Below are 506 nucleotides of genomic sequence, written 5' to 3' on the forward strand. Positions count from 1 at the left end.
GGATCAATGCCGGAGTGAGGGCATGCCGAGCCTAGGCGAGGCACCGAGTGGAGGGGCAAGAGCCTTTGGTTACTTTGGGTTGGGCCGGCATTCCGGCTTTCCAAAGTGACTCGCCGTAAGGGCGAAACCATAAGTGGCCACACCCGCAGCAACGGATATGTACCCCCCTTCCCCACAAAGAACAAACACTGTCGAAGCCCCCTCACATCATCGTCGACAAGCTTCGCTGACCAGCCAGCCCCCACGGAGGAACCAGACCACCATAGGGCAAAAAACCGCGCTCAAACCTTGAACCGTGCCACCAGCCGGTTCAACTCGATCGCCAGATTGGCCATCTCCCCGCAGGCGCTGGCCGTCTGGCTGGCCCCCGCCGAGCTCTGGATCGACAGCTCGCGAATGCTGGTCAGGTTCTGGTCCGCCTCGCGCGCCACCTGGGCCTGTTCTTCCGAGGCGGTGGCAATCAGCAGGTTGCGTTCGTTGATCTGGGTAATCGCCTGGGCGATCTG

Annotated in this window: 1 pseudogene; it reads right to left on the reverse strand. The window is 61.7% G+C overall.

Going from position 1 to position 506, the window contains the following annotated elements:
* Positions 1–281: 281 nt before the first annotated feature.
* A pseudogene (locus tag BLX41_RS34525) lies at positions 282–506 on the reverse strand (methyl-accepting chemotaxis protein); the annotation flags it as partial.

It is taken from the genome of Pseudomonas protegens (assembly GCF_003732485.1).
GTDB classification, from domain to species: Bacteria; Pseudomonadota; Gammaproteobacteria; order Pseudomonadales; family Pseudomonadaceae; genus Aquipseudomonas; species Aquipseudomonas protegens_B.